The following is a 7,116-nucleotide window of genomic DNA, read 5'->3' on the forward strand; positions in this document are numbered from 1 at the left end:
TTGCTGTCGCCACTTGGTCAATAGTTTGCTGACGCTAGCCAAGGCGCGCGCACTGTCACGCTGCGCGCCTTCCGAGTCGATCACAATGTGCAGGAGATCACCGTCGGCACAGGCCTGCCCATCCGCCGGGTGACCTGCGGCGCTTGTTCGATAATGAACTGGAGCGGCTGGAACCCGATCTTGGTTTTGAGCGGATGCTGCTCGAAGCCAGCGACACCACGTCATGGATGCAGCTCAGAAAACGATGGCAACGACCGACCCAGACGATGCCAGCCGCGGGGAGGCCCTTGCCCAGTTGCTCGACCGTCTGTCGCAACCGCCGCCAGTTTGGCGGCTAGCAACCGCTGAGAGCCATTAGCCCGAGCGAGCGATCGCGCCGGTAGGCCACTTCGATCCGACGCCCGAGGCACCGCCACCATCAAATATCGCGGGCAGAAACTCTGGGTAATGTCTCGCATCCCGCGCTATATACATAGCCGGCGACTTACAATAGTCATTGGCGCCGCCGCGACGTTTGCCGTTTATTCAACGCCAAGCCACTTGGCTAGCCGGCCAAAGTGGCTACTGCGATGACGCCCACCCTGTTTTCATTAAATGGCCTATTTCCGTGCGCCGCGGCGGAGAGGATTGCGGCACCCTCCGTCTCTCGCATGAGAGAGACAACGCGATAGCAAATTTGCGCTGCCGCGGCATTCAACCATGCAGATTTTCTGATTACTTATCCATTACCTTTTTGAGCTATTTATCAATTTTCTAAGCTGACAAAGTTGTCGCGGACGGCACCACCACCAGTCTCTTGTCTACCAGGCAGGCAGTAGTTACTTGGAATAGTATTTGTTAAAATGTAGTGACTGTATATAACAGTACACGTCGGCGCAGACGCCAGAGAGATTTAATTAGGTGCTAGACCGTCCGGCTTTCCCTGCGCCTGGACTACCGCTCCTGTCGATTTGAATTAATTCAAAATCGTGCATGAGAGCCACAAGATTGCTCTGTCAAACGTTCAGCGAATTTGCCACGATAAACAAACCATGTCTGTAACCGGTTGCCAATTGAAATTCTTTAATATTGTGGCGAATCAAGTTGTTTCCCATCGCAAGATTCTAGATTATTAAGACCAAATTATATTTAAATTGCAGACAAACGCTATTTCGTATCAGTTTGATGTATGAACTGTAAAGGTCGCTGTCCCATCGCCGTACAGCGCTTGATTTCCGCTAAACACATCCGTACCATTTAGCGATAGTCCATTGATATATAGATTCCGATCTTCAGATGCTGAACGATCATAAAGATCGTTGACGAAGCCGATTCCGATAGTATGTGTACCAGAAGCAAAATTTCCTGAAAAAGAAAATCCCTGCGTGGCGTTTGCTTCATGCAGTGCGGTGACCACCTCGGGGGTCGTCACCGCTTTTCCATCGATATAGAGTACAAATTCTGCATTCCCTTGCGCGGCATCTTCGGAAAGATTGACGGTCAGATTGTCTGCAGGGCCGCTCGCCCGCGCAACACCGGAACCCACTAAAAAATTGTCCGAACTGTCACCATATATCGCTGCGTTGGTGCCCGCATAGGTTACGCCGTCATAGGCGATGGAATCAACGTAAAGATTGCGGTCCTGGTCATCTCCGCCATAGGCATCGTTGATGAAGCTAATCTCCACATCATTTGTGCCAGAACTCCAATTTCCGGTAAGCAGAAAGGTTTCACCATCGCCGGAAGAATGGAGCGCGGACGTGTGGTAAACTCCGCCCACCTGCTTGCCGTTTACGGCAACGGTAAAAGCCGCATCTGCCTGATAATAGTCTTCAGACATTTGCAGTGTCAGAGTATGTTCTGATGATGAAGATACAACATTATCTGTTGTAGCGGCGCTTGATGTATCGGTTGTCGCAGCCACACTTGAAGTATCGCTGGTCGTAGCAGCGCTCGAACTGTCTTGACCACCGAAGTATTTAGCCCAGGCTGCTGCTTCCTGCGGCTTATTGTCCGACACGTCCGAGAATGAATAGTTGCCGCCCTCATTCGAATCCCAAACGCCAACATACTGCACCGTAACGCCGGCATTCTCGAGCGTAGAGGCTAGCCACTGGACGAAAGTCGGATTGTCATTGAGGTCGGAACCATCTGCCAGTGTATTTCCTGCGCCAGTCTCGCAAATGGCAATCGGCTTTCCCGTCTCCTTAGCGAAATTGATGATGTCCTGTAAGCTCAGCGCACTGCCACCACTATCATCCAAAGAATACTGGGATGAAGCTGGATAGGTGTAATAATGCTCAAGATTGACGGGATCAGATGCCCATTGATCCAGGCTGGTGTCGTAGACAGGATTAGCAGAATTCAACACCTGTCCGCTTTTGTCCCAATCATAAATCTGCGAACTACTGCCATAGGGAAATAAATCCCCGTAAACATCAATTCCGATCGTGTCGACATAGTCATTGCCCGGATAGAGCGTCTGCGTGACATTGTTCACGTCACTGTAGTTATCCGTGCTCGGGTTCCAGAGAACGGTCATATTAACGCCATCCGTCTGGGCCGCAGCGTGAAGGACCGTATAAATATGCCTGTATGCTGCTACCCAATCCGCTTGCTCGGCCGCGGTACTGCCTGCAAAGGAAGGAGAAACATCGAGGTTCATTTCGACGCCGACACGCCAATCCTGTGTCATGAACCCTGCATCCGCCCAGGTCTTTACCATCGACTGCAGAATACTGTCATAGTCGCCAGCTGCAAAATTTTTATACATCTGATCGGGCGTGGGCGCACCAGCAGCGCTTGAACTCATGGGCAACCCGATCGTGGGAATTTTTCCTTGAAATGTCGGTGACGCCGCTGCGCCTTCTGCAAACCACTGCGCATCTTTGAGCCAGTCACTGACGAGCACAGTCGAATCGATCGCAGTATTCATATAAGTCGGCTGCGCTCCCATAAGACTCGCAAAGCCGCTATTCGCGTTATCGAAGTTAGCCTCTTCGGATGAGTCACTAACGTTTGGATTTCCTACGGATACACCGAGAGGATAAGGAAGATATGACGATGCCATGACGGCTCCTTATGCAAGCTCAGCCGCGACAAGCACAGGCTGAAATTCGACACAGATCATTTCTGATCATGCGCATGGGCAACCAGCCCAAATATAAGAGTAACTTTCTGCGTATTTTTCCTGCTGCGACCGGGTATTAAGGCAAGAAACACCATCAGCACCGTATTTTCAGTAACGTATCATACTGGCCAATTTAACTTTTTTGTGAAGTAGACATAAAAATAGAACTATATTTTCCGAAGATTATCCTTTCCGTGGCGCGAAAAAACTGTTCAACATGGAATCTCTTCCCCTGTCAATTTTCCTCCATGAAAATAATTTGAACCGAATTGATAATGTTTGTTGTGTGATATCAGATAATTTATGTCTCAGAGAGAAGATCGCTCTGAATTCAGAGCCGCATAGTCAGCGACTCGAAATATAATTAATTTATCTTTTTATTTTGAAGCGAATTTTTATCTCACCGATTTCGATTAATATCCAATTACTAGGATTTTGCTCGAAATCTATCTTTGCCCCAAAAGGTACCGGCAACCAGACGAGTGGATTGTTTGCCGCGACCTTGGTAGCGTGCACCCACAGTGTTTCCCTTGATTTCAAAGTCTCACTATTCTCAAATAGTGCTCGTTCCGATCGAGAAAGCCAGGCCAACTTTCTGGCTTGCTTGAGTTGGAAGCCCTGCATGACATGGGCATTAGCCCCAAGCAGCCAATTGCCCGAATTTTCTGCTGTCAAGGCTGCACGTTCTTGTGATGCGCTCGGACGGCCGAAAGTGCTGTTGCCGCGAATCTGTCGCTCGACGACATAAGCACGCATGAGTGCTACAATCTAGAGCGTGTCATGTACTTTTCGTTAGCCATGTCGTAATGGTAGGGCATGAGGAATGCCCGCACCCGCAAGCCATATCCATCTGATGTCAGTGACGAAGAGTGGTCGCTTGTGGTCGGGTATCTGACCTTGATGAAGGAAGATGCGCCGCAGCGGGAGTATCGTAAGCGTCCGGAGAATGCATTTGCGGCCGTCGAGACGCATTTTAAGGCTGGCGTTTTAACTCGTCCGCCAGGATGCGCTCGGTGGTCTCTGGATCGCATTGTTCTCTCACGAGGAACTCCCGGATTCCACCATCCCATGTGCGTATGTCCGCGAGAAGCTCCTGAAGCTCGTTGCTGCCGTCCTCGGTCAGACCCGTCGTGCCATCTTCACTGCCATCGCTGACATAGAAGATTTGTCCTTCGCTGATATTGTCCGGGTTGGCCGTAATTTCCTCGAGCAGTTCAAGGTTCTCCCCAATCATGGTGGCGACTTGTTTGAGCGTGTAAATATGCCTGGAGCGAGCCATCACCCTGCCTCGTGCACTGCTATCGGCGCCCAATTCCACGGCAATAGCTCATTAAGACGGTCCGTGGGGTAATCCTGGATCCTGGCTAGGATGTCTGTCAGATAGACCTCCGGATTATGGCCGTGCAATTTCACCGTCTCGATGATGGTCAGGATATCGGCGATGCGCTGGCCTCCTTTGTCTGACCCGGCAAAGAGCCAGTTCTTTCTCCCAATCCCAAGCGGACGCATTGCGCGTTCGGCTATAGAGTTGTCGATTTCAACTCGACCGTCATCAATGTATACGCTCAATGCCGTCCATCTCGACAGGGCGTATCGCATCGCTTCTGCGAGCTTCTGTTTTTGTGGCAAGGTTGGAAGCGTCGTTTCAATCCACACCTTCAGTTCTTCAAGAACAGGTTTGGCGTGTCGTTGACGCATGATGCGCCGAACATCCGCCGACATGCCGCGGATACGATTCTCAATATCGTAAAGCACGCCGATACGCGCCAACGCCTCATCGGCAATTAGTGACGGCTTGATCTTGATCACATCATGGAACTTGCGGCGCACATGAGCCATGCAGGCCGCTTCGATAATCTTATTGCCGCAAAGCTTCTTGTAACCGCCATAACCATCCGCGTGCATCACACCGCTGAAGTTGGCGAGGTGATCGGCCGGATGCGCGCCCTTTCGGTCAGGGCTGTAGTAATAGGCAATGGCTCCGGGCGTGGGATCTTGGTAGCCGCTGCCATCGAACACATAGACCCAGACCCTCCCAGTTTTGGTCTTTCCGCGCCCAGGGTCGAGAACATCGACGGGAGTATCGTCGGTATGTATTCGGTCAACCGCTGCGATATGAGCGCGGATTAGCAAGATGAGCGGCGTAGCAGAGCCGACACACGCCCCACCCAGTCCGCCATGACAGAACGAGAGATATCTACCCCAAGCCGGTCGTACATCTCGGACAGGCGGTAGAGCGGTATGTGATCGTCGAATTTGGCGACCATGATATGGGCGAGAAGCCCCGGTCCAGGCTTGCCGCGCTCGATCGGTAGGGTCGGCATTTCGCCAGACATCGTCGTATCGCAGTCCCTGCAGACCAGGCGCTTTTCGATATGGCGGACGATTTTCACGGACGCCGGCACGTGCTCCATCACCTGAATAATCCTGTCGGCGGCCTTCAGGAACGACATGCCACCGCAGGTTGGACAATTGCAGGGCGCCGCATAGACCCGGTCTTCGGTTAGAAGGCCGTCTGGCAATGGCCTGCGCTTCGGCTTCTCGGATGCATCGTCCAGCGCCGGCAAAGGGGGCTTTCCTGAGCGCAGTTCAGCCTCGGCACGCGAAGCCTCGATCTCCTCCAGCATCAGTTCGAACTGCTCAATTTTCCGGTCTATCTTCTCCGAAGATGCGCCATGCTGTTGATGACGGAGGAGTGCCAACTGCGCACGCAGAAGGTCAATGATAGAGTCGCGTTTGCTAACTTCCGCTTCTTGTTCGCTGATTTTTGCCGCCTGCTCAGCAACGAGCATTCGTAATGCTACTAGCTCAGCCTGGCTGTCTGGCGGCATTGTCTCCATCCGCGCAAACCTATCCGATTTGCGCCCGGAGTACCAGTATTTTGCGCGGATTTCCCCACAAAGGCGGCCTTTATCCGGCTCGCTCTGGTGCGGACGTCCATGCCGGTCGACGCCAATCAATTCCTTCAACAAGCATAGACATCTGAGCCTGCGTCAGATGTGCAACGCCGTCTTTGGCCGTCGGCCAAGGAAAATACCCTCGCTCAAGAACCTTGTAGAACAGGCAGAAGCCTTGGCCATCCCACCACAGTAACTTGATCCGATCAGCGCGTTTACCGCGGAAGCCGAAGACAGCACCAGACCCCGGTGCCTCCTTCATCACCGCCGTGACCATGCCGGAAAGCCCATCGATGCCGCGCCGCATGTCGGTCACGCCGCAGGCGAGATAAACCGGCACATTCCCAGAGAGTCCGATCATGCTGCCTCCGCGCAAGCAACCAGCGAGGACAGCACCTCGAGATCCATTTCTGCTGCAATTCTCAGTAAGCGACCATTCCTCAAGACAATTTCAACGTCTTTGCTTTTCAACCGACCGCCGCTCCGTTTGGAACCGTCGCTGGAGCTCTCTGACCCGCCGACAAGCGAAACAGGGATGAACGATGCAATCTCGGGAGAGTTGAATTTGGGTGGCGAGAACTTCCTCCGCCAAGCATATATCTGTTGCGGAAGAACGTCGTGCCGCTGGGCGACATCCGAAACGGTGCCATCTACGCCGAACGCCTCTTGCAATATAAGAAGCTTCTGCTCTGTTGACCACCGACGCTGTCGCTCGACACCCGTCAGGATTTCGACCTTGGTCATTCATACCTTGTTACGTCACAAATGAATCATCTGTGACGTAACTTGTGCTACTTTCGCACCCAGACAAAATTGGCTCACCGGACGCTCACGGAGTATCCGCTGCGCGAACTGTTCAACGCCCTGCGGTATGTGATCCGTTACGGTATAGCTTGGCGTGCCATGCCGAACGACCTCCCGCCTTGGCATGCGGTCCACCAGCAGGCCCACCGGTGGTTGGCAGCGGGATGTTTCGAGACCCTGGCGCAGGATTTGCGCGCTGTCCTCCGTTTAGCCGCAGGGCGCCAGGGGGAGCCGACGGCCGCGATCATGGACAGCCGCACTCTGCGCTCCACGCCTGAAAGTGGCACTCGCGCCGGCTATGACGGT

General features: G+C 52.9%; 5 protein-coding genes and 3 pseudogenes. 2 read left to right on the top strand and 6 right to left on the bottom strand.

Annotated elements, in window-relative coordinates:
• Positions 1-1,156: 1,156 nt before the first annotated feature.
• Together ASILVAE211_RS25370 and ASILVAE211_RS25375 are read right to left on the bottom strand one after the other, a co-directional pair.
• The gene (locus tag ASILVAE211_RS25370) at positions 1,157-3,049 is read right to left on the bottom strand and encodes a carbohydrate-binding domain-containing protein (protein ID WP_227324157.1); all 1,893 of its coding nucleotides are present in this window, start codon (positions 3,047-3,049) and stop codon (positions 1,157-1,159) included.
• A 429-nt stretch (positions 3,050-3,478) separates the two neighbouring features.
• Positions 3,479-3,865, bottom strand: coding sequence for a hypothetical protein (locus tag ASILVAE211_RS25375; RefSeq protein WP_227324158.1), 387 nt, complete (start codon positions 3,863-3,865; stop codon positions 3,479-3,481).
• A gap of 60 nt (positions 3,866-3,925) precedes the next feature.
• Here ASILVAE211_RS25375 and ASILVAE211_RS25380 point away from each other — a divergent pair.
• Positions 3,926-4,048, top strand: a pseudogene (locus ASILVAE211_RS25380) (IS5/IS1182 family transposase); the annotation flags it as partial.
• 34 nt (positions 4,049-4,082) lie between these two features.
• On the opposite strand, the gene ASILVAE211_RS25385 reads toward ASILVAE211_RS25380, so the two are convergent.
• From ASILVAE211_RS25385 to tnpA, 4 genes and pseudogenes are all read right to left on the bottom strand, one after another.
• Entirely contained in the window at positions 4,083-4,388 is a 306-nt protein-coding gene (locus ASILVAE211_RS25385; protein WP_227324161.1) for a hypothetical protein, read from the bottom strand.
• Positions 4,388-5,949: pseudogene (gene tnpC / locus ASILVAE211_RS25390) on the bottom strand (IS66 family transposase). Before tnpC ends, ASILVAE211_RS25385 begins: the two are co-directional and overlap by 1 nt.
• A gap of 70 nt (positions 5,950-6,019) precedes the next feature.
• The gene (gene tnpB / locus ASILVAE211_RS25395) at positions 6,020-6,367 is read right to left on the bottom strand and encodes an IS66 family insertion sequence element accessory protein TnpB (RefSeq protein WP_227324159.1); all 348 of its coding nucleotides are present in this window, start codon (positions 6,365-6,367) and stop codon (positions 6,020-6,022) included.
• The gene (tnpA, locus tag ASILVAE211_RS25400; protein WP_227324160.1) at positions 6,364-6,750 is read right to left on the bottom strand and encodes an IS66-like element accessory protein TnpA; all 387 of its coding nucleotides are present in this window, start codon (positions 6,748-6,750) and stop codon (positions 6,364-6,366) included. The genes tnpB and tnpA overlap by 4 nt, the downstream gene beginning before the upstream one ends.
• A 90-nt stretch (positions 6,751-6,840) precedes the next feature.
• On the opposite strand from tnpA, the pseudogene ASILVAE211_RS25405 reads away from it, so the two are divergent.
• Positions 6,841-7,116, top strand: a pseudogene (locus ASILVAE211_RS25405) (transposase); the annotation flags it as partial.

The organism is Acidisoma silvae (genome assembly GCF_020618775.1).
Classification (GTDB): Bacteria; Pseudomonadota; Alphaproteobacteria; order Acetobacterales; family Acetobacteraceae; genus Acidisoma; species Acidisoma silvae.

Coding starts and splice junctions, on each gene's coding strand:
- ASILVAE211_RS25370 (WP_227324157.1), bottom strand. CDS start 3,049: ATGGCATCGTCATATCTTCCTTATCCTCTCGGTGTATCCGTAGGAAAT.
- ASILVAE211_RS25375 (WP_227324158.1), bottom strand. CDS start 3,865: ATGCGTGCTTATGTCGTCGAGCGACAGATTCGCGGCAACAGCACTTTC.
- ASILVAE211_RS25385 (WP_227324161.1), bottom strand. CDS start 4,388: ATGGCTCGCTCCAGGCATATTTACACGCTCAAACAAGTCGCCACCATG.
- tnpB (WP_227324159.1), bottom strand. CDS start 6,367: ATGATCGGACTCTCTGGGAATGTGCCGGTTTATCTCGCCTGCGGCGTG.
- tnpA (WP_227324160.1), bottom strand. CDS start 6,750: ATGACCAAGGTCGAAATCCTGACGGGTGTCGAGCGACAGCGTCGGTGG.